This is a genomic window from Niallia oryzisoli, from assembly GCF_036670025.1.
GTDB lineage: Bacteria > Bacillota > Bacilli > Bacillales > Cytobacillaceae > Bacillus_BD > Bacillus_BD oryzisoli.
Map to the genome: position 1 here is coordinate 3,754,904 of NZ_CP137640.1, position 23,121 is coordinate 3,778,024.

General features: G+C 38.5%; 20 protein-coding genes. 3 read left to right on the top strand and 17 right to left on the bottom strand.

What is annotated here, in order from left to right; all coding sequences use genetic code 11:
- Positions 1-61: 61 nt before the first annotated feature.
- The 14 genes from R4Z09_RS18900 to R4Z09_RS18965 all read right to left on the bottom strand — a co-directional run bounded on the left by R4Z09_RS18900 (position 62) and on the right by R4Z09_RS18965 (position 15,897).
- Positions 62-370: a 2Fe-2S iron-sulfur cluster binding domain-containing protein gene (locus tag R4Z09_RS18900; protein WP_338448301.1), complete on the bottom strand. Its 309-nt coding sequence runs from the start codon at positions 368-370 to the stop codon at positions 62-64.
- 127 nt (positions 371-497) lie between these two features.
- Positions 498-1,346 carry an FAD synthetase family protein gene (locus R4Z09_RS18905; RefSeq protein WP_338448302.1) on the bottom strand — a complete coding sequence of 283 codons (849 nt, stop codon included), beginning with the start codon at positions 1,344-1,346 and terminating at the stop codon, positions 498-500.
- A gap of 162 nt (positions 1,347-1,508) precedes the next feature.
- On the bottom strand, positions 1,509-2,711 hold the full coding sequence (locus R4Z09_RS18910) for an acyl-CoA dehydrogenase (RefSeq protein WP_338448303.1): 1,203 nt from the start codon (positions 2,709-2,711) through the stop codon (positions 1,509-1,511).
- Positions 2,712-2,813: 102 nt separating this feature from the next.
- Positions 2,814-3,728, bottom strand: coding sequence for a catechol 2,3-dioxygenase (locus tag R4Z09_RS18915; RefSeq protein ID WP_338448304.1), 915 nt, complete (start codon positions 3,726-3,728; stop codon positions 2,814-2,816).
- Positions 3,729-4,085: 357 nt separating this feature from the next.
- Positions 4,086-6,020, bottom strand: coding sequence for a sigma-54-dependent Fis family transcriptional regulator (locus R4Z09_RS18920; RefSeq protein WP_338448305.1), 1,935 nt, complete (start codon positions 6,018-6,020; stop codon positions 4,086-4,088).
- Between the two features lie 143 nt (positions 6,021-6,163).
- Positions 6,164-7,633, bottom strand: a complete 1,470-nt coding sequence (locus R4Z09_RS18925; RefSeq protein ID WP_338448306.1) for an aldehyde dehydrogenase family protein — start codon at positions 7,631-7,633, stop codon at positions 6,164-6,166.
- A 23-nt stretch (positions 7,634-7,656) separates the two neighbouring features.
- Entirely contained in the window at positions 7,657-8,757 is a 1,101-nt protein-coding gene (locus tag R4Z09_RS18930; protein WP_338448307.1) for an NAD(P)-dependent alcohol dehydrogenase, read from the bottom strand.
- Between the two features lie 338 nt (positions 8,758-9,095).
- Positions 9,096-9,752, bottom strand: coding sequence for a DsbA family oxidoreductase (locus R4Z09_RS18935; RefSeq protein WP_338453303.1), 657 nt, complete (start codon positions 9,750-9,752; stop codon positions 9,096-9,098).
- Positions 9,753-9,962: 210 nt separating this feature from the next.
- Positions 9,963-11,270 (bottom strand): MFS transporter, encoded by a 1,308-nt coding sequence (locus R4Z09_RS18940; protein ID WP_338448308.1) that lies wholly within the window; start codon positions 11,268-11,270, stop codon positions 9,963-9,965.
- A 133-nt stretch (positions 11,271-11,403) separates the two neighbouring features.
- Positions 11,404-12,270, bottom strand: a complete 867-nt coding sequence (locus tag R4Z09_RS18945) for an alpha/beta hydrolase (protein WP_338448309.1) — start codon at positions 12,268-12,270, stop codon at positions 11,404-11,406.
- Between the two features lie 28 nt (positions 12,271-12,298).
- Positions 12,299-13,276, bottom strand: coding sequence for a hypothetical protein (locus R4Z09_RS18950; RefSeq protein ID WP_338448310.1), 978 nt, complete (start codon positions 13,274-13,276; stop codon positions 12,299-12,301).
- Between the two features lie 20 nt (positions 13,277-13,296).
- Entirely contained in the window at positions 13,297-14,124 is an 828-nt protein-coding gene (locus R4Z09_RS18955) for an FAD synthetase family protein (protein WP_338448311.1), read from the bottom strand.
- A gap of 19 nt (positions 14,125-14,143) precedes the next feature.
- Positions 14,144-14,626, bottom strand: a complete 483-nt coding sequence (locus R4Z09_RS18960; RefSeq protein WP_338448312.1) for a flavin reductase family protein — start codon at positions 14,624-14,626, stop codon at positions 14,144-14,146.
- 83 nt (positions 14,627-14,709) lie between these two features.
- On the bottom strand, positions 14,710-15,897 hold the full coding sequence (locus tag R4Z09_RS18965; RefSeq protein ID WP_338448313.1) for an acyl-CoA dehydrogenase: 1,188 nt from the start codon (positions 15,895-15,897) through the stop codon (positions 14,710-14,712).
- A gap of 251 nt (positions 15,898-16,148) precedes the next feature.
- Here R4Z09_RS18965 and R4Z09_RS18970 point away from each other — a divergent pair, with 251 nt between their 5' ends.
- Entirely contained in the window at positions 16,149-17,354 is a 1,206-nt protein-coding gene (locus R4Z09_RS18970; RefSeq protein ID WP_338448314.1) for an MFS transporter, read from the top strand.
- Between the two features lie 73 nt (positions 17,355-17,427).
- On the opposite strand, the gene R4Z09_RS18975 is transcribed toward R4Z09_RS18970, so the two are convergent.
- Positions 17,428-19,290, bottom strand: a complete 1,863-nt coding sequence (locus tag R4Z09_RS18975) for a XylR N-terminal domain-containing protein (protein WP_338448315.1) — start codon at positions 19,288-19,290, stop codon at positions 17,428-17,430.
- A gap of 250 nt (positions 19,291-19,540) precedes the next feature.
- Between R4Z09_RS18975 and R4Z09_RS18980 the strand changes: the two genes are divergently transcribed.
- A complete protein-coding gene (locus tag R4Z09_RS18980; RefSeq protein ID WP_338448316.1) occupies positions 19,541-19,921 on the top strand; it encodes a hypothetical protein in 381 nt (126 codons plus the stop codon).
- A gap of 179 nt (positions 19,922-20,100) precedes the next feature.
- On the top strand, positions 20,101-20,391 hold the full coding sequence (locus R4Z09_RS18985) for a HesB/YadR/YfhF family protein (protein ID WP_338448317.1): 291 nt from the start codon (positions 20,101-20,103) through the stop codon (positions 20,389-20,391).
- Positions 20,392-20,487: 96 nt separating this feature from the next.
- Here the strand turns inward: R4Z09_RS18985 and R4Z09_RS18990 are convergent, their stop codons facing one another.
- Positions 20,488-21,522, bottom strand: a complete 1,035-nt coding sequence (locus R4Z09_RS18990; RefSeq protein WP_338448318.1) for a zinc-binding dehydrogenase — start codon at positions 21,520-21,522, stop codon at positions 20,488-20,490.
- 26 nt (positions 21,523-21,548) lie between these two features.
- Positions 21,549-23,057: an aldehyde dehydrogenase family protein gene (locus R4Z09_RS18995; RefSeq protein WP_422392198.1), complete on the bottom strand. Its 1,509-nt coding sequence runs from the start codon at positions 23,055-23,057 to the stop codon at positions 21,549-21,551.
- Positions 23,058-23,121 lie beyond the last annotated feature (64 nt).

Here is a 23,121-nt window from a genome sequence, read left to right on the forward strand (position 1 = left end):
TATATCTGCTTATCAAGCTGACAAAACCTTTGGCATCTAGAGCTAGAGCATTTTTCTCAACTTAGCTGCTCATCTTTTCGTTTTGTCTAGATAGATCTAATTGTATCTGTATATTACCTTTTGGATATGTTTTACAAGCGAGTGAATAGTTACGTTCTCTTTCGTCATGAGGCAATACAGCTACTGAACTTGGCCCTCGTTCAAATTCGCCATTTTCAATCCGTATTTTACAAAGCCCGCAGCCACCGCCTTTACAGGCATAAGGGATTTTCACTCCATTCCTTTGTGCTCCATCAAGTACGCTTTCCGTTTCACTACTTATCCATTGAACATTAGCTTTATCGTTATCGGTTATTTTGATTGTATACATGGGTATCCCTCCATCTATGTATCAATTCATCGAAAGGGATTCCTACTACTATCATAAGTCAATTGAATAAAAAATTCAAATATTCTCTATTTTTCGACTTAGATCCCCTTTTTTGTTAGCTATTCCTTTACATTTGCTTCAATTGAGCATTCTCTATCTCAAAACTTCTAATCCATTTTAATTTAATGGTCTGGTATTCTTGATGTTTAAATGAACCATCTAAAGAAAGTTTTATTTTATTGGCGTATACAAGTGCACTTCCTTGATAAATATGATCTCCCATATCCATCTCTATTTCATAGATACCATTTGATGGTAAGGTATAATAGGGAAGGGTCGAAATATCCGCATAAAAACGTTTTCCTATTCGACTGCGATAATAGGAAACAACTTCTCCCCTTGTTTCATAATAATCCCCAAGATACGAGGCAATTTCATTCACCTTACCATTTGATAATAGATTCCTTATGGAAGTCGAACTGATTTTTTGACCTCTATAATCAAGTTTAGAAATGACGGTTACAAGAAATTTACCCTCACCGTCCGTGCTCATTGTTTTCATGTTTCCTTTTCCTTTTTGACCATACGTAAAATCAAAACCTGCGACAACATGTTTCACGCCAAGACCTGTTACATAGGTATCAATAAATTCTTTTGGGGAAAGTTCGGCAAAGAATTGGTCAAATTTAATGACATAGACAATATCAACCCCAAGCTTCGAAAATCTATTTAATTTGACTTCTAACGGAGTTAAATAATTCATCTTTTCCTTTCCACAGCTAAGAACTTCTTTTGGATGAGGGAAAAAGGTCATGACTGCCAGTTTAACCTTTCTTTTTCTAGCTATCTTTTTAGCCTCTAAAATCACTTGCTGATGTGCCATATGAACTCCGTCAAAAAAACCCATTGCCATGACACAGGGCTCTGGCTTTGGTAAAAAAGATTCCGGACCATGGGTAAGATAGACAGTTTGCAAATCCTTCAGCCCCTTTTTACTGGAACAGTTATTTTACTTTGTTGATTCTTGGCTCATTTAAATACATATATGAGCCAAGAATCTTTGTATCTATTCATCTATTTTCATTCATTTCATTGTTTACAAAGCGTTTATTTATTAATATTTAGGTGTGAAATTTAATTACCAAGTCGGATGTGCCGGTCCGCCAAATTGCGTACTTCCGTATGAGCCCATCGCATCCTCCCAAAGCTGTGTTGGATGTGAAGCAAATGCGATGACATCCCTTACAAATAACTCGACTGGGTCTCCTTTGAAGATAGAAGTTCCGCCTAGTGTTATAATCGCTTTCAAAGCCATTTCTGCAGCCATTTTAGCAGCCTGTGATCGTATCGCAAACAATTCCATACGTTCTTCTTCAGTGGCAATGGTTCTTCCTTCCTCTTGGAATTGTTCAAGTACTTCAATATAACGATTCATCAGACCCTCTACTTGACGACGTTGAATTTTCATTTCAGCGAGGACACGTTGACTGCCAGAACCGTTCTTCTCGTTCTTGCCTCCATTAAAGACCCGAACACGTTTTTCGGTACGTTCTTGGAAAATTTCAATGATACGATCCATGGCACCTAATGACGTAGCAGGGAACGCTGCCAAGAACATCTGCATAAATGGCATACGGTAAATAGGGTCTTGTGGATCATATTCTCCGCCCGCCGGTTTTCCGAGACCAAATATATCTTTCCCACGTAAGATGAGATGTTCAGGGATATATGCACCTTCCACATGAACCCCATTACTTCCTGTACTGCGTAACCCGAGTGTATCCCAGTTTTCAATCAGTTTAAGGTTTGGATCTGAGGTTCTTAGTACAGGCATAACATACTCAAGACCCTCTCCTAGATCAGCCATTGCACCTAGACCAATCCATTCACTCCATAAAACACCGCTGGCAAAGTTCCATTGACCGTATAGGCGGTACCCATCTCCATCCTTTTCCATACGTCCAAGCGGCGCAAAAACATCCGCAATTAATTCATGTTTACCAAGAACGTCTTCTCTGCCTTTTGGAGGAAGATAACCAGGCCAAATATCATGTATCGCGAAAAAGTTTGTTAACCATGCTGCAGCCATACTATGACTTGCAACCTTTCTCACAATTTTTGTAAAAGGTTCTACACCGATAAATGTACCGCCATATTGTTCTGAACGCATTAATTTATTAATTCCGCCTTCAACAATCGCTTCCGCAACCTTTGGAGAAAAATGACCATTTTTATCGGCCTCTAATGCTTCTGCCTCCGCAACTTGACCAATTCTTTCCGCTACTTCTAACCAGTGCTTCATATCTACCGTTTCTTTAGTTAATTGATTTGTCATTGTCATTTAAAATTCCTCCTCTATGGTATATGAAATATTTTTTCTAATCATCAAAGGGTAGTAAACGTTTTCAATTTTCTCCTATATTTATAGACTTTAAACAAACAATTAAGTAAGCGCTTTAACAAAAGAGTCAATCATTTCTTTTCTATGATAGAAGATTCCATGTGCAATTTTATCCTCTGTCCAAGTAATGGTAGGAAAATCTGGATAGGTGATATATCCGCCGGAATAGGCTTCGTTTCGGTTTCCAGATGGATCAAAGAAATAAATAGTTTCTGCTCTTGTAATGGCATGACGAGTTGGTGTGACTTCAATCGGTACATCATATCTTGACAAAAGGTCAGCTGCCTTTAACACGTCGTACCAATGTTCAACCTTGAATGCGGCATGGTGCAATTTAGCATCCGGCCCTTTAATAAAGGCAATATCATGAGCCTTTCCATTTTGAGCGTGCATAAAGCTTCCAACCATATCTTCGCCATCCAAAGTCATGATTTTTTCACTTTGGAATATCTCTAACGCTTCTGTGAAGAATCTCGTAACCGTTTTCACATCATCGCCAGTTAATAGAACATGATCCAAACGATGTGGAGCAATCCCTCTTACTTCATCCGGCCATGGATGTGGATTTAAAGTACCTGTCTTCTTTCCCGTTTGTTGAATGTCGTGATAAAGTTCCATTTGATGTCCTGTTGGCAGCGTCACGCGAATCGCTTCTCCTTCAGCTAGCCGTGTTCCTTTAGAAATACGTTTCGTTGTGCAGCCGAATTGCTCGATTTTTCTTTCGTAATATTCAAGATCCGTTTCACTTCGCACTTTAAAACCAAAATGGTCAAGACCCGGTGAATCCGCTTCTTGCAGAACAAGGCTATGATGATCATATTCATCCCATGCCTTTAGATATGCTCTACCTTGGCTTCTTCCAACTACTTCTAATCCTATAATATTTGTATAATATTTTATTGATTCTTCAAGATCGAGAACTCTTAATTCAGCTCTACCAATACGCATGATTGTCATGTTCATCTACTCCTTATCTTGGTTCGTTATGTGTTTATTTTATAATTTTAAATTTTCAGAATATACACTTAATATAACTAATTTTCTGATAATTTATTGGTTTTTTTAGTATGTTTTATACTAAATTTATTATTAAAGGAGATACTTTGAGCTTATTTTCAACTTTTTTTTGCACATCCCACTTTAATATCAACCTATCTTCACCCTCTTCGTAGCCTTATTCCAGGTTGAACCGCTCACTCTTTACAAAGAAAAAAACCTAATTAAGCAAGGCTTTTGTTACACCAAAGCCAATGCGTAATTAGGTTTTCCTGTCTGACAGAACAATCTATCAATAAAAACATCTCCGTGCCCTTTCTACGTTAGTTGGTACTTTTTCATTTTTTTATATAATGTCCCTCGAGAGATTCCCAGTTGTTGGGCTGTTTTGGATATATTATACCGATTCAAACTCAGGGCTTCTGCAATTTGGGCCTGCTCGTTTTCAATCGGGGATATTAAATGCCCTTGTGATTGTTCAATATTCTTATTCAATGATTCCCTTATGTAGTCTGGTAAGTGCCATGGATGGATCTGGTTCTTGTCAGCGAAAACAACGGCATATTCCATTACATTTTTTAGTTCTCTAACATTTCCCGGCCAATTGTACGAACGCAATAGTTGAATCGTCTCCGGCATTAAGTCATAATCAATCAGGTCTTGGTTATCATTACTTAAAAAGTGCTCTGCTAACAGGACGATATCTTCCGGACGTTTCCTAAGTGGCTGAACCTTTAATTCTACTACATTCAACCGGTAATAGAGATCTAAGCGGAATGTTCCTTCTTCTGTCATTTTCTTTAGATCTTGATTCGTTGCAGCAATGATTCGTACATTCACAGGACGAGGACGATATTCTCCGATACGGGTTACTTGTTTTTCTTGCAGCACCCTCAGCAGCATCGCCTGAATCGGAAGCGGCAGTTCAGCAATCTCGTCAAGAAACACTGTTCCGCCATCTGCTGCTTCAAAAAGACCCGCTTTCCCTTCCTTTACTCCACCTGTAAATGTACCAGGTGCATACCCAAACAATTCGCTCGCCACAAGGTCATGTGCAAAGGTAGCACAGTTAACGGCTGCAAACGGTTTGTTTTTTCTCAGGCTATTTTCGTGTATGTATTGCGAAAGCACTTCTTTTCCTGTCCCGCTCTCTCCAATCAAAAGCACAGACATATTACGGTTGGCAACCTTTTGTAATTTTTCCAGTAAAGCTAGCCATTTAGGAGAATTTCCTAGCACATGATGCTTGATTGTATCATTAACTTTGTTAGATGAAAGCCCACTATGATTCTTTACCGTTTGATTCATCGTTCGCGTTGGCTGCCGGCGTATTTGGATAAGAGCACCAACGATCTGCTCACGAAAATACACGAGTTGTAGAAAGCCTTCTGATGAATCTGATGAAAAAGGCAATGGACGCTCATTAGGCAAGACCGAGGCAGAAGGTTTCAATATTGTTTGTTCTTGACTTGTTTGAAAGAAATGATGCCAATCAAATTGTCTTGTCCAATCCTGCCCCTTAATATAATCCGGATGATTGCTCCGAACAATCTGCCCGTCCAGATCAACTGCGATCAGAATATCATCAGAAGTCCGTAAATCTTTATCCAAATAAGAATTTTCGAGATATAGTCTATGAATCTGCATTTGACTAAATACTTCCATCTCCAAACTTTTGGCTAGTGTTTCTGTTATTTCCAAAGCAGTGACTGGAAAATCCTCAGGAAAACTAGTTAGGTCCAAGACACCGATAATGTTTCGGTTAGTTGGATGAAAAATCGGGACACCTGCACAGGAAATGACCTTCCAATTCTCACAAAAATGCTGCGCATCCTGGATCACAACTGATTTACCGGCAGCAAGCGTCGTTCCAAATGCAGTCGTGCCGCATATATCCTCACTCCACACCCCGCCTGGAATCGCATTGAAGGTTTTAAGCAGCTCCATCAAGCCCTCCTTTGCATAGACACTAAGCAGTCTTGCTTCGTTATCTGCTAAAAGGAAGGAATAATTCGAGTTGGAAAATGATTTAATTTTTGGAATAAGCGTTTGAAAGGCATGGTAAAGCAGGCTGGATGTCTGTAATACTTGGGTTTCCGTTGAAGAAAGTACTTTAGGAGATTTGGTCAAATGGAAATCTACATTATACGATAAACTACGATTCCAAGATTCAGCGATAACCAATGGAGTATCAGAATCTATTTGCCTGCGGGTGAGGAAATTCTCTCTAGCTAGAATCCGATTATTCTTCATGGCAATGCTCCCTCCAATTTCTTCTATTAAACTATTATAGCGTACAATTATTATTATCATCCACTTGTAAACCTGTCTGACATCATGAAAAAAAGAAAGTCCCTCGGTCAAACCAAGGGATTTTCTTCCTATCATACAGAGTCTTAGAACGGAAACGGACGGTTCTCCTTCTGTACAGATACCCAGCGTGTCGTCGTAAACTCCTCAAGAGACCAATGACCGCCATAACGGCCTAATCCAGAGGATTTTTCACCTCCAAATGGAACGTTTGACTCACAGTTTACACTTTGGTCATTCACATGGATCATACCAGTGTGTATTTGTAATGCAACCTCCACACTATGTTCTAAATCACCTGTAAAAATGGAACCGCTTAAACCATATTCACTTTCATTCGCGATTGCAATCGCATCTTCTTCACTTTCTGCTGGTATAATGGCAGCAACAGGTGCAAATTGCTCATTCCTTGCGATAGCCATATCATTTGAAACATTTGTTAGAATGACAGGCTCCATTAATGTTCCTTTCACATTGCCACGTTGGATGCATATCGCTCCTTCACGGATGGAATCATCAATCCATGCTTGAACTTTATCTATTTGTTTCTTAGAAATTAACGGTCCAACGAATACTTCAGGATCAGCAGGATTTCCCGATTTGATCATCTCCGTTTTTGCCTTAAATACTTTAACAAATTCATCATAAATATTCCGATGTACGATGATTCGATTCAATGCCATACAAATTTGGCCTTGATGTAGAAACTTTCCAAACACCGCCGCACTAGCTGCCTGATGGATATCAGCATCCTCAAGGACAATCATCACATTATTTCCACCGAGCTCTAATGCAACTTTTTTAAGGTTTTTTCCACATAATTCACTGATATGTTTCCCAACTGATGTGGATCCAGTGAAGGAGATTACTTTTGGAATAGGATGCTCAACAAATGAATCCCCAACTTCCGAAATATCAGCAACGATAACATTAAAGAGACCCTTAGGAAGTCCTGCTTCTTCTAGTATGCTCGCAATGATAAGACCACCCGATATAAATGTTTGTAAATCAGGTTTAACCACCACACCATTCCCGGCAGCTAAGGCCGGAGCTATAGCACGCATTGATAAATATAATGGAAAGTTAAATGGGCTAATCACACCCACTACTCCGACTGGCAAATGATACACACGGTTTTCTTTACCAGGGATTACAGATGAAACAACTTCCGTTTCCATTTGAAAGGGCAATCCTGCAAACTCATTTATATCAGCAATCGAAAAGTCCACTTCAGCGTTAGCTTTGGCAAAACTGCTTCCAGATTCTGTAACAAGAATCTGGACAATTTCATCTCTGCGATTTTCTAACACTTCTGCTGCTTTTTTCAAGATAGCTGAACGTTTTTCCGGACTTGTTTTTTGCCAGTCCTTCTGAACTTTTGCTGCTGATTGGTACGCAGCATCAATGTCCTCAACGGAAGCTAATTGAATTTTTACTAGCTCAGAGTGATCAAATGGATTTTGATTACTATTTACACTATGACTTTGCCCTTTTCTCCATTCTCCTCCAATATATTGGTTACTCCATTGAGTAAATGTTGTAGTTATTGTTGTCATATCTTACAATCCCTCCTAAGTTTTTAGCCCATTTTAATGATTGGTTTGATGGTTGTACCATTTTTAGAATCTATAACAGCCTGGTTAATATCTTCAAAGTTATAAAACTTCACTAGTTTATTAAACGGAAATTTTCCTTCTTTATATAACGAGATTAATTGAGGGATGAAAATCCGCGGAATGCTATCCCCTTCAACGACTCCTGTGATGGTTTTATTTAATAGCAGCAGGTCATTCACATCTATTTTTTCATCTGTTCCAAGCGGCGGCGCTCCAATTTGGCATACCACCCCGCGAATACCTAGAGAATCAACAGCTTGTCTTAAAATACCCGGAACTCCCGCTGTTTCAACGGCATAGTTCACACCCCCGGCGACAATCTTTTTCACTTCTTCCGGAACCTCAACATGACGTGCATTAATGGTGTGTGTTGCTCCTAATTCTTTCGCAAGCTCAAGTCGGTTGTCATGTACATCCACAGCGATAATCGTTCTGCATCCTACTGCTTTTGCAGCCATGAGTGCACTAAGACCAACTGCTCCTGTTCCAAAAACAACGATGCTGGAACCGGTTTCAGGTTTTAAACGGTTTAATACAGCACCGCTTCCTGTTTGAATGCCACAACCAAGAGGTCCAAGCAAAGCCAAATCGACATCTTTGTCCACCTTCACAACGTTACGCTCATTTACAACTGTATAGGTACCGAACGAAGACTGACCGAAGAAAATAGATAAATCATCATTTGAGTGATTGTGATGACGGCAAGTTCCATCCTCCATTTTTCCGGCAAAATTCAGTTCAAAAAACCTCTCACATACATATGGATGTCCTGATAAACATTGGTTACATTTTCCGCAATGAGCAAATCCCATAACCACATGGTCCCCAGGTTCTAATGTTGATACACCAGGTCCTACCTTTTCGACTACTCCAGAACCCTCATGTCCTAAAACGGCCGGGAGGGGAACCGGGTATTCTTGATGCTGGGCCACCATATCGGTATGACAAATCCCTGATGCGACAAGACGAATTAGTACTTCCCCTGCTTTCGGCTCATCAAGTGTAATCGTTTCAATACGAAAATCCTCACCTTTTGAACTTGTGACTGCTGCTTTAATTTGCATATATCTTCCTCCTTAGGATTTTTTAACATAAAAAGTGTGAGAATATTTTTTATCTCACATTGTATATATGCAATTCCCGTGCCAATTAGTTAATTATTTAGATTAAAAATAATTTTCTGAATCGTAATACCGTGGCTAGTACGTCTATTTTTAATGAAAAGATTCTAGTCGGGGGTGATTTAGGTGAATAAACAAGTGTACATTCTGTTCACTTTGAACAATCTGTTCATCTGAGGGTGAACAAATTGTAAAAGAGCATGGGTTCTCCTGCTGACTAATACAGGAAAACCCATGCTCTTTTCAAACTACGCACTTTATTAAAAAAAAGGAAATTAAATCTAATCCTTTTTAGGAATTTCACAACCATTCTCATCACAGTTCAGTCCGTCTTGATTGTTCAAAACGACGATCTCATCTTCTACGATCACCTTTTTCAATGCCTGTACAAACGTCTCTGTTGGCTGGGCACCGGTTAAAGCATATTTTTTATTAATAAGGAAGAATGGGACGCCTGTTACACGGTACTGTCGCGCTAATTGTTCTTCTTCCCTAACGACATCTGACATTGCTTCGCTTGAGAGCATGTTCTTCACTTCATCCCGGTCAAGCCCTACTTCTACGGCTAATTCTGTTAGAGTCTCATGGTCTCCAATATGCATGGATTCAGTAAAATAGGCACGCAGAATCCGGTCTGTCATCTCTTTCATTAAGCCTTTAGTTTTGGCATACATCGTTAAACGGTGCGCATCAAAGGTATTGGTTAAAATCAGCGTATCCATCTGATAATCTAAACCAACTTCCTTTGCCATTTGAACAACGTTTTGCGTATTCGCTTTTGCTTGGTCTATAGTCATACCATATTTCTTAGCTAAGGCCTCGTACATATTTTCTTTTACATCTTTTTCCATCGTTGGATCCAATTCAAAGCATCGATACGTCACTTCGATTGGATGATCAATTTGTTTAATAGCGTCCTCCAGACGCTTTTTGCCAATATAGCAAAATGGTCAAGCGAAGTCTGTCCACATTTCGATATGCATTACAATCCCCCCTACTCGGTTACTCTCAACTATTATACGGGAATATCTTTTGTTTTACACATGATATGACTTTAATGGCGCACTAACTTCTTCTTTTACAAAATAAGAACAAAACAAAGAACGCTTGAGTGTGTGTTGTACTCAAGCGTTTTACTGCAAACTATTTCAAACAGTTTCCTGTAATTCTTGGCCGGTAACAGGAACTTCAGACTTTTTCGGTCTTACGAATGCCCATACAAGCCCGCCAAAAACAAGCAATACCACTCCGCAAACAATAAAGGCAAATTCAAACCCTGCAGCAGCGCTTGAAGAGTTTTCGATTAAATAGCCGGTTACATAAGGACCAACAATCCCGCCTAGTGAAGTAATGGCCATGAACCAACCTTGAATTTTCCCTTGATGTTGTTTGGGAACAAGCTCCATTAAAATGGCTGGGCCTAATACCAACGTAATACAGCCAAATGTTAATCCAAGTGATAATAAGGCAATGGCTAGAAGATTCGAACTTGTCATGGACCCGATAAAATAACAAACTGCTCCAGTTGCCATGACGGGACCTAGTACGAACACACGGCCTTTTACAACACTCTTCGTTTTATGAAAAAGACGATCCGAAATCATCGAAAAAGATATTTGGGACAAAGTAATTAATATCCATGGAAGCGCAACGACGATTGATAATATTTCTGGACTTAACTTACGAACATTTTCCAAATAATTAGGCAGCCAGTTTAAACCAATTGTAAATGACCAGTATGTAGCAAATCCACATAAAGCAATGATGATAAAGTTTTTTGACAGAAGGACAGATAAAAATTTAGTATTCCCTTTGTCTGCTGACTGGTTTACATCTAATTTCGATACAATGGATTCCTCCGCTGATTCCTTTTTCTCCTTAACAATCCACAACCAAACAACGACCCAGATCGCTCCAATGATTCCAGTTACAATAAAGGCTGAACGCCAGCCATAATTGGTAATCATACTCATTAAAATAGGAGCGGAAATGGCTACTCCCAATGGTCCGCCAATGGAAATAAATGAAATCCCGATTCCTCGTTTTTCCTTCGGCAGCCATTTGGATGCCGCTGTCATGGCTAGAGAATAGGAAGGTCCTTCACCAGCACCCAAAATAATTCTTGTAATCAATAAAAAGGCAAAGCTTGACACAAAGATTGTTGAAACTTGGACAACTGACCATACAATGACCATTCCTGCAATAACAACTCTTGTTCCAACTTTGTCAGCAAGCATCCCTCCAAGGACAGCTGAAAGCGAATACAAAAGAAAGAAAACACTGCCGACTATTCCCCACTGCTCAGCGTTCAGCCCTAATTCATCCATGATAGGAACAGAGGCAAATCCGATGATCGCTTTATCTGCATTACTGATAACCGTTAATAAAAATAATAAAGTAATGACAACCCATGCTGTCTTGGATAGTTTGGATTTCTCCGCACTTTTCTGCTCCATAAAGTTAAACCTCCTATTTTAAGAGAAACTATTTAATTCTAAAGATTCAGATAATATAATCGAAAAAAGTAAGAGAAAAACAAATCATTGTTCTTCTCTTATTCTAGGTGTTTTTTCAAACAGCTTCTATTTATTACTGAACAGCAACTTTTGTGGTTTCCTCTAACAAGAAATTGATCACAATTTCATTAAACTCTTCTGGCTTTTCCCACTGTGGCCAGTGTCCGGCATCCTTAATGACAATAAATTCACTTCCAGGAATCATTTCCTGCAGCGGTTTTCCTTCTTCAACCGTTGAGGTTGGATCATGATCTGTCCACGCTAGCAACGTAGGACAATTGATTTTCCCGCACCAAGAAGAATCCCATGAATACTTTTCTCTTATTTTAATGTCTTGCAGACAAACGATATTGTAAACTGCTTCCCTGTATTCTGGTCTTGTATAGATATTATAACGGCATTGAATAAGCTCTTCTGTTACTTGACTTTTGTCATACATTAACCATTCAAGTCTTGTTTTCACATTTTCATAGTTCGCTTCAATCACTGCTTTAATCGTTGATTCCTTTAATTTTGCCATCACTTCTAGCTTGTTTTTCACATTTCCAGGTGTATTTAAAACCATCGCTTTCACATACTCAGGATGTTCAGCCGCAAACCATGCTGCTACCCAGCCGCCTAATGATTCACCTGACAGATAGACTTTTGATAAACCAAGTGCTTGAATGACGCCTAAAAGATGTTCACTATAAAAATCAATTCCATATTCACGATTTGGCTTATCCGTATAACCGTGACCGACCATATCAATACAAATCACACGAAATTTTTCACTTAATCCTTTCATGTTTCTAGCATATGCTTCAATATGACCACCTGTACCGTGAAGCAAAATTAACGGTTCCCCTGTACCTGCTTCCAATACCCTTGTCTTAATTCCGTTTGCATCCAAATAATATAATTTATATTCGATATCTGCTAGATCTGTCCAAATTGTCATTTTCAACTCTCCCTATTATTAAAGTATTTTAAACACTCATTGTTTCAGCTGTTGACGGCTGTTTTTGCTCAATCACATTCGCAAACTGCACAATCGCCATGCCAGTTACCCATTCGGGGATTGGCTCATAAAAAGCCACTTGGTTTTCAAAGTTTTGCAGTGCTCCCATAAGAACAAGCCAATTGTGAATTTCCTGTCCGCCATTGCCCCCATTTTCTTCAATATAATCGGAAGTCCAGCTTCTTAAAGACTGATAATCTTTTTCCGTAATCAGATTTAAAAATTGACGATCCCATTCTTCATTCACAGGCCCTGTTTTCAGGCTCGTCACTCTTGTTTTTCTTGTTTCTAAATATTCATCAAGCTGCTCAATTTCCTGACGGCCATTTTTTAAAATTTGAACCAAGCCCTGATCTTCTTCTTTTTGACTATCTATTTTAGGAATCGGAACCCAGTGTGATAAACCTCCTGAAGCCACAATCGCTACCTTTTTATCAGATTCCCAGGATTCAATGGCTTTTGTCACCAATTCTCCTACTTGGAAGCAGCGATCCATGGTTGGAAGAGGAGGTGCGGCAGTATTGACTGCAATAGGTACAACAGGAATATCTAACTCTTCATTTAAGAAATAGATGGCCTGTGTATGACCATGGTCCACTTTCATCCTCATCGTAAACGCAAAGTCAACATTACTAGCCAATCCTGTGTTGAGAATATGCTTCGCTAAATCTTTTTCAACCGGAATATCATATTCTGGAATTTGCCAATCACCCCAACCCTCACAACGATCAATTCCAATCGTAAATGATGGCATATGGTCATAAAAATAACTATTAAAATGGTCATCCGAAATCAGAACGATAATCTCAGCACCACTTTCCTTTAACCACTTCTTCATTTCGGCAGCCTTTTGTAGAAAGCGTTGTCCTTTTTCTCCTGCAGCTTCCTCGCTTGTCATAATCATTGGACTATGTGACATCGCAATTCCCGCAATTAACTTCGCCATTTTCTCACTCCCATTTCCATTTAGATGGTTACTAACATTTTTTCATTTGAGATTTCATTATTTGAAATTTGATGGTGCCAAAGGATCGACATTTCCCCTACCAATTGATATGGAAGCTCACTACAGGTCTGAAGCATTGATTCCTTGGTCACAATCAATTCAGTTTCAACAGAATGCAGCCCTTTTTTCATTGTTACTATGTAACGGCCTGGGGCAGGCAGGGTATAATAGGATTCGAGATTGATTGTTATTCCATCCCAGATTCCCTTCACTTCATATGGACGGCCTAGAAAATTGGGAATTTCTTCTACCAATCCTTTTACAAGCCTTTCCCTTATACAGGTGGAGCTAATTTTTTCACCCTTGCAGGCTACTTTTTCTACCTTTGTCACTTCAATCAACCCACCGGAATCATTTTTTAACCGGTCTAGATTTCCAAGCCCGCGCGATCCATAGGAAAAATCAAAACCAGCGACTGCATGGACAACACCGAGCTGTAGCAAATATTGATAGACAAATTGTTCGGGCGATAGGGAACCAAACTCTTTATCAAATTGAACAATATAAAAGATATCCACTCCAAGCTGCTCTAACATCTTTTCTTTTTCAGATAAAGGCATTAAATAGCAAACTTTCTTTTTTCCATTAGTAATAACAGTTTTCGGGTGTGGAAAAAAACTCATAACTGAAAGCTTCATATTTTGTTCCTTTGCCTTTTTTAAAGCAGTTTGGATGACTTTTCGATGTCCTTGATGAAGGCCATCAAAAAACCCTAGTGCCATGACAGATGTTTTCGCTGACCTTTGCCTACTCGCAAGATTTTCTCGGGTTATAAAAATCGTTTCCATGCAGTCACTCTCCTTTTACTTAGTTTGTGACAGGCTGAACACTTAGTAATGAACGGTATCTGCCGCTATAAAAAATAAGTGGCTCTGCCTCATCATCAATATGTATATCCGTCACTTTTCCGATAAACAAAGTATGGTCACCCTCGACGTGCTCAGCAGAAACTTCACAAGCAATTTGTGTCACAGCCCCAGGAATGACTGGCTTTCCATCAAGACGATCAAACTCTACTTCCTTATCTTTTATTTGTCCCGCAAAAATCATAGAGACTTCTTGTTGATCGGCACTTAATATATTGACTGTAAACGTTTGACTTTCCTTGATTTTATTTAATACTTTCGCTTTTTCCCCAATTGAAATGACAACTAATTTTGGATCAAGGGATACGGACATAAAAGCATTTGCTGTCATACCATGAATCCCTTCTCCGGCCACCTCTGTTGCAATTACTGTGACACCTGTTGAAAACTTTCCCATTGCTGTACGAAATTGACGATCATCCATTTTCTATTACTCTCCAAAGTTGAATTTCCATGTACCAAGCCGGTAACTTGAAACCAACTTGGTACATATGATGCTTTCCTTTCTTAACCTCTTACACCTGAATCGAATCCAAATAGTTCTTGGCCATAAGCAGCAACTGAATCTTCATATAAAGAAGTCTTATGAGTTGCAACGGATAAAATATCTCTGATCATAAGCTCAATGACACCGCCTTTATAAAGAGCACCGCCGCCTAGCGTTAATAGGATTCTTACTGCGATATCTGTACATGTTTTCGTAATTTGAGTTCGAATCGCAAAGAATTCGGCACGGCTTGTTTTACGACCATCTTTATCATAGTTTTCTAGCAGTGTTAAATATTTGTCCATTAAGCTTTCAGCAGAATGGAACTGTGTCATAATTTCCGCTATTACCCTTTGACTGCGAGGTGATTCACTTTCTCTTACGCCATCCATTAAACGAACACGATTTTCAGTAGCTTTTTTAAACTCTTCAATTAATCTTTCTGCTCCGCCTAATGCCATGTTTGGAAAACCAAGATAAAAGGCTGGATAAAATGGAACATGGTATAATGGGTAATCCTTATCGTAATCTTCTTCAGGCGGTCTTCCTGTTGCATCCGCTGCAGTTAGGCGTAGGATTCTTTCCATTGGAACATACACATTATCAGCAATGACTTGGTTGGAACCGCTTCCTCGTAACCCAAAGGTATCCCAGTTTTTAACAATTTCAACTTCTGATGCCTTTAACATCGGTAAGCAAACTTCTGGTTTGTCACTATCAGGGAATTGAATCTCTACACCAAGTCCGATCCAATCACTATATAAGCAGCCGCTGGCAAAATTCCATTTACCACTGATGCGATATCCATCCCCATCTTTTTCTGCTTTCCCTACTGCAGCAAAAACATCACAGATTAGTCCGCCTTGGTTGACGATTTCATCGCGTCCTTTTTCAGGGAGATAAGCTGGAAGGATATTGTGTAATGGATAAAGATATGTCAACCAGCCAGCTGAAACATTATGATAAGATACCGTACGAACAATTTTAGCGAACGTTCGTAAGTCAACTTGCGGACCGCCATATTTCTTCGGTAACATAATTCTAGAAATTTGTGTTTCTTTTATAAGATTGACGACGTTTTCAGAAATGGTGGCATTTATTTCAGCTTCTCGTGCTTCCTTTTCAGCTAATTCCCCAATTCTTTTTGCGCCTTCTAATAGAATTTCTTCTACTGATTTTGTTTGAGTTTCAACCATTTGCGTTACCATATGAACAACCCCTTTTTTAAGTAATGTTTATGTGTTTATTGTTATCGCTTTCAACATTTACACTTTGTTTATGTTGTTTTGTTGATTAACTATAGTTTAATTAATTCTTAATTTTCAGACTAGAACAAAAATTATTCATCTTTGATCCTTCCAATGAACACTTTTTGTTCATATTGAAAATTCCCAATTCATTTTACTGAATAGGCATTTTTATCTTGTTATACTATTTCAAATAAAGGAGGGAACTGAATGTGACAAAACCAAAACAGTGGACAAAGGATTTTATCCTTATTTCTTTAAACAATTTTTTCACCCATATTGTGTTCTATATTCTAATGGTTACAATAGCTCTGTATGTCACAAAGGAATTTAGTGCCAGTCCTAGTATGGCTGGGTTATCGATTGGAATTTTCGTACTTGCCTCACTTGCGGCACGCATTTTTGCAGGAAAATATATGGATCGAATCGGTAGAAAACGTGCAATGATTGTGGCTTTAATCGTATTTGTGGTTGCGATGTTTCTTCATTTACAGGTGAATCATTTTGTGCTTTTCATGCTGATTCGTGTGATTCATGGTGCCTCACATGGTTTCATTACAACGATTGCAGGTGCCATTGCAGCAGACTTGATACCAAATGAACGACGCGGAGAAGGAACCGGTTATTATACAACAAGTATGAACTTGGCGATGGCAATTGGCCCGTTTATCGGGTTATACGTCATTGAACATGCAAGCTTTCACATCATTCTACTAATTGGAACCGTGGTCGCTGTCATTGATTTCATTATTTCATTATTTTTGAAAGTACCTGAAGTGAACTCCATCCATGATACAAAAATAACGAAATGGCATTGGAAAGACTTTATTGAACCAAGGGCTCTTCCTATTTCCACTATTCTTTTGATTATTACGCTAGGCTATGCGAGTCTGCTATCCTATTTATCGCTTTATGCTAGAGAAATAGATTTAGTCGAAATATCCAGCTATTTTTTCATGGTATATGCAGCAGCTTTATTAGTATCAAGACCATTTACGGGAAAATGGTTTGACAAATATGGAGAAAATAAAGTGACATACCCGTTAATCATTTGTTTAGCGATTGGGTTCATCCTTTTAAGTCAAACACAGAATGCGTTAGTCTTTTTGTTATCCGGGGCTTTGATTGGAATCGGCTATGGTACGGTCCTTTCAAATTTCCAAGCCATCGCTATCCAGCAATCTCCATCAAATCGAAAAGCATTAGCCACCTCGACTTTTTTTATGTTCCTTGATTTGGCTAATGGGATTGGGCCTTATTTAATCGGGATCTTGATCGGATTCATGAGTCTACAGCATTTATACCTATCGGTAGCCATTTGGATGTTACTTTGTATGGGGTTTTATTTTTTTGCACACGGAAAGAAAGCTTCTATTAAAAGTCCAGTAGAGGAAAAAATGGTAGAGCAGAATGGGTAACTTGTCTATATAATACAAAAGCAAGTAGTGGAAAGCATTCGCCTTCCACTACTTGCTTTATTTTTACGTATTTTTAATCAATAGAAATTTCTCCTAAAGCAATCAGCGCTTTTAAGATTAATAGTAATTGGTGCATTTCTTCCGGATCACGTAAATCTTTTTCTAATAATCCTTCAATTCTTCGTATTCGATGTCTAAGACCGCTCATGGAAAGAACCAGATCACTCATCGTTTGCTCCAACTTCCCGCCATTTGACAGAAATACATATAAAGTTTTCAAAAGCTCGATATTCCTTGGATCATCCAGTTGATAGAGGTCTCCAAGCTCCTTTTTAGCGACCATTTTAATTCCCTTAAGATTATTCGAATTAATTAAAACTCCGACAATCCCCAATGAATCAAAAGAAACAATGTTTTTTTGTAAAGTTAACTTTAACGCAATAGAAGCTTCTTCGTAATAAGCAGCGGCATCCTTGATATCATGCCCCTCATTACTAACCCCTAGTTTAAATTCTCCGTGTGGAAACGCACGTTTCAAAAATTGGTATAGTTCGTCAATAGCTGTTTGAATAGAGAAATTTTTCTGCTGTTTAATCATGAATAATATTAATTTACCTTCTCGCTGACCAATTAAATTTTGATACTTATGATCATTAAAATACTCAAAAATTACTTCTAAAATCTGCTCCTGCAGAAAAAACTCTTCTTCCATCGATAACGTAGATTGTTCCGTTTTCCGATACTCCATGGCCACCACATAATAAGGCTTGTCCAAATCTAGATTTGCATATTTTCCCCTTTGAATGATCTCATGAGCTGGAATTTGTGCTTGGAGAATTTGTTCTAAAAAGTTTCCTTTCATCCGTTCAAACGATTCAAATCTCGTCTTTTCATTTAATAAAATCAATGAGACAGCGTTTGCAAAACGATCTAATATTAAATAATCCTTTTCTTCATTATGAGTTTTCCCATCATTGTATAAAAACGAACAATATCCAAGGACCTTTTTTTCTACATAAATAGGTGAAATCAATTTTTCTTGTCTGTCTGTTTTAATGGTTTTCTTCCCGATTGGTAACAAGTTTTGACTCTTACTCTTCCGCATATATTCTTTCATATCCAAATCTAGTTCACGATACATGTCTTCTGATAAACCTGCGTATGTGATGGTTCGAAGTTCCTTATCTTCAACAAGAATGGGAATTTGTGTGCTGTCATATACCTTGCTGGTAATCGATTCTAAGTCTGTTCCATTGGCAATCTCTTCGTTTAACTTTTTTTGGAATTCTGTTAATTGTGTCAAAAAGCTCTGTTGTTCAAGGAGTTGTTCATAGGTATACTCTAACTCCTCCATGATTGGGGTTTCTTGATAATAGGATAGTTCGTCCTCCATCATACGATCCCATTCTATCTTTGTTCTTGTGATCCAAGTGCAAACGGGATCTCCTTTTCCAACACAAGTGATTTCCTTAGCTAAAACCGTTTGCCCGCATATCGTTGTCATAAAACCGCTTGAATAGCCAATCAATGTATGACAAACTTGCGTGTCCGATAACCCTAATCTTTTCACATGTTCTACAGCCTCGTAGGAATCAATCCAAGTCCCGCTTCCGTGCAATGAAACAACTTCGTCATGCTCATTAAATTCTGCTGAACACTCATGTGTAAATCCACGAATATGTCCGCTCTTCATATGTACGATAGGACCTTGTTCAATCAATGTTTTGACAGAAATATTCTTTTTTAATGCTTCTTTCGCATCATTTACACCCATTTCCCAGCCAAATCGGACTAAAAATCCTTTGATCCTTTCAATTCCGATATTTCTCACAAGCTGGTGCCGCATAATCCCTAAAGCACTTGAAGACGTAGCCATCGGCCGCTCATCTATAACCATTTCATCATTGTATGCTTCATCATTTATATTAATAATCATCTATTACACCTACTTAATAACCAGTGATAAAAAACTTTATATTAACAATTTTCATATATTAAATTATATCATAATAGGTTCATAAGAAGATGGACGAATTAAAAGGTGCCTTCCCCCGCTGATTTATTGGATTATTGCAGCGGAGGTTTGGCGCCTTTTTGTTTTATTAATGGTGAAGAAAAAACTGAGGAATAGGATGAAATGAAACTAATACACATATTAATAGCTTCCTAATTTAAGGGGGATGACGATGAACGAAACTTCAATCCCGTTTTTATCAAATATTTCTTCGTTTGTTAATACTGATGGCTATACAAAGGAAATAACTAAGGATTTGATGATTCTAGTCCCCGCTATAGAGGATTACCTACAGGTTAAATTAACTGCAAAAGTATTGGTGTGCAAATCCTTTATCAGCCATTTGTCTAGATTGCTGGAGCGAATATACGGAAATCAGCTTATTCAAGGGGAGCAAAAGAGGATGAATCCTGTTGTTCGATGTGATTTCGATCGGCACCAGGATAACATACGAATGATATTTAACCTTCTCTTCCCTGATATCGAATTAACGTCGATTGAGATTTATTTTTTAGTACTTTACTTTGCGCGCTTAGAGCATGAGTTAAGTTAAGTTGAGTTATCTACTATAGTAGAATTTATGAATGATAGATAAATTTATATGATTGTTATCGAAATGATTCACATACTGTACACTTTTTATTGGTAATGGTTGTGCTATACTAAATTCAAGAAAAACTTTGTGAGAAAAATCACAAAGTGATTCTTATTATTTTAACGAGGTGAGAAATCATGCAAATTACAATGTCTGAAAAAGTACTAGAATGGTATAAAGAAGATTTATCATTAACTGAAGGTGATTTTGTTCGATTTTATATCCAATATGGCGGTTTCAACTCGTTTGTTAAAGGATTCTCTTTAGGGATTGATAAAGAGACACCAGAGCAGTCCCACATTCTTATTGAGAAAGATGGGATTACATTTTTTATTGAAGATAATGATACTTGGTATTTTGATGATAAAGATTTAATTATTGACTTTAATGAGCAATTAGAGGAGCCTGTTTTTTCACAGGGTATGTAAAAGAATAAAGTGCCAGACACTGTCCAATCTGGATGGTGTCTGGCACTTTTCTTCTACTCGGTCAATGAACCTGCCCCTCGTTCTTTTAAAGATATCTTAAGCAAACTTCGTTACAACAAATGTTCCGGTTGTCGCAAAGTTGCTCATATCTTCAAAAATGGAATTCACTTCTGAAAGGGATACTTCTCGGTTGACCATTCTACCAGGATTTAATCTTCCTTGTGCTACGAGTGGGAGCATCGATTTGAAACGGTGTGCAGGCATCCCTAAGGTGGTCTCTAATCTAATTTCATTCATCACCATTTGGTCAATTGGTAAAGAAATAAATCCTGCTTCCTCCTTTGTCGTAACCCCAATTTGCAAATGACGGCCTTTCTTTCTTAAGCTATTGATAGCATTTACACATGTTTGACTGATTCCTAGTGCATCAACAGAAACATCTGCGCCCCCTTTTGTCAATTCTTTTACTGCTTCAACAGGATTGTTCTCTCTACTATTAATGGTATAAACCGCCCCCATGTTTCTAGCAAGGTCTAGGTTACTTTCATTAATGTCGACGCCAATTACATTCGCTCCGACAGCAGTCGCAATGTTGATCGCAGATAATCCTACACCACCACATCCATAGACAACGACCCATTCTCCAGGTTGTACATTGATTTTACCGACAATCCCTTCAAATGCTGTCATAAAACGACATCCAAGTGCAGCTCCATCTGTAAAACTCACTTCTTCTGGCATATGAATCACGTTACGGTCGCCTAGTGGTACTGCTACATATTCACCATAACCGCCTGAATAGGCTAAACCCGGCACTAAGAATGAATCACAAAGATGGGTATGTCCTTGCTGACAGTGAGGACAGGTTCCATCACTTCCTGAAAATGGAACTATAACTCGATCTCCTCTTTTGAAGTTTCTTACATTTTTCCCAACTTCCTCAACAATCCCGCTTAATTCATGCCCCATAACTCCCTGTGAAATAGGAAGATCACCTGCCCAAACATGCCAATCACTACGACAAACTCCATTGGCTTTTACATTTACGAGCACACCATTTTCGTCAATTGTTGGATCTGGAACATCCTTCACAACCATTTTTTTTACATCTTCTACTACTAATGCTTTCATTTTCTTTTCCTCCTCTATTTAACTATTTAATTTAAATCAATCGTGACACTTTTTGTTTTTGTATAGGCCTCTATTCCTAGATAACCCATTTCTGCTCCAACGCCGCTTTGTTTAAATCCAGCTAATGGAACTGCTGAGTTACTATTCATATAGCCATTCACCCAGATCGTTCCAGCATTCAATTCATTGACGATTTTATAGACTTTATTAACGTCCTTCGTATAAACACCAGCTGCCAATCCATATTCTGTTAAATTCCCACGCTCGATGACTTCATCAATATCATCAAATGGTAAAATACAGAGGACAGGACCAAAGATTTCTTCTTTTACGGCTGTACAATTTTCATTAAGGTCAGCAATAATGGTCGGTTCCAAATAATAACCATCTGCAAGATTGCTATCACTCGGAGATTGGCCTCCCACTAAGATTCTTCCGCCTTCTTTTTTTGCGATTTCAATATAATTTTTTACGCGTTCTAACTGTTCCTTGGAAACTAATGGGCCCATTTCAGATGTTGGATCGAATGGATCACCCACCTTCATATTTTTGGCCATTTTTACTAATCTATCTGTTATTTCATTGTATATGCTTCTTTCCACATAGACACGGGAACCTGCTGCACAGACTTGTCCTTGGTTCATAAAAATTCCCATAAAGGCACCTTGAACGGCCTTTTCTATGTCCGCATCTGCAAAAATGATATTAGGAGATTTTCCTCCTAACTCAAGTGTAATTTTTTTCAATGTATCCGCTGCTTTACGCATAATTCCTTTTCCTACTGAAGTTGATCCTGTAAAAGCAATCTTATCAATATCAGGATGGCTTGTGATCGCTTCACCAATTGTTCCACCTGGACCCGTTACGATATTGACGACACCATCTGGAAATCCTGCTTCTTTGATTAGCTGACCTAAATAGAGTGTACTTAAAGATGTTTGTTGGGATGGCTTTAATATAACCGTATTTCCTGCAGCTAGTGGTGCAGCCAATTTCCAACAAGCCCCAAGCAACGGGAAATTCCAGGAGGTGATTTGTCCACAAACACCGATTGGCTCTCGTTTTGTAAAAGCATGGACATTCCCGCCTGTTGTCAATTCAATCGTTTCTCCATTCAATTTAGTGGCCCAGCCTGCATAATAGCGAATATGTTCTGCGGCTCCTAACACCCATCCATGACGTGATAAAGGTTCAATACTGCCAAAATCGATCGTTTCAATGTAGGTTAATTCGTCCACATGATCTTCAATTAAATCAGCTAATTTATTCAATAAACGAGAACGCTGTGCTGGTGAGTATGTAGACCAAGGACCTTTGAATGCTGCTCTTGCAGCGCGTACTGCTAAGTCCACGTCTGTTTTGTCCCCTTCATAGATTTTTCCAATCACTTTTCCATTCGCTGGATTTATGGTTTCATAGATTTTTCCTGAATTAGATGGTACCCATTCTCCATTAATAAACATTTTTCTAGTTGAAGATAAAAATTGGTTCACTCTTTCCTGTACGGTATCCATAACTTTTTCCAAACTCTTCATCTCCTTATCTAATGAATACGATTGTTCTTTAACCTTGTTTAAACCTTCAGCTTTCTAAAATAAA